This is a genomic window from Acidovorax sp. Q11, from assembly GCF_054950075.1.
Genome location: NZ_JBUDZG010000125.1, coordinates 1 through 258, shown reverse-complemented (window position 1 = coordinate 258; position 258 = coordinate 1). Strand labels below are relative to the sequence as shown.

1 protein-coding gene is annotated in these 258 nt (G+C 65.5%); it reads left to right on the top strand.

Annotated elements, in window-relative coordinates; all coding sequences use genetic code 11:
- Nucleotides 1-14: 14 nt before the first annotated feature.
- On the top strand, nt 15-258 hold a 244-nt coding region (locus ACYZGB_RS22970; protein WP_462391298.1), incomplete at its 3' end, for a peptidase associated/transthyretin-like domain-containing protein.

Sequence of the window (258 nt, the reverse complement as noted above, 5' to 3'; positions counted from 1 at the left end):
TCACCGGTCAGGCCATGACGGGCACAACCGATGCCAACGGGCTGTACCTGATCAATGGTGTGGTGCCAGGGGCCATCACCCTGAAGGCCAGCCGGACGGGGTACTTTGACGCCACCGGGCAGGCCAACGTGCTGGCAGGCCAGACGGTGAACTTCTCCCCAAGCCTGGTGCTCAGCACCGCAGGTGGCCCTGGCGGGACTGCGGACTGCCGCATTCTTGGCACTGTCACCAAGGCCGCAGATGGCACACCTGTTGCCG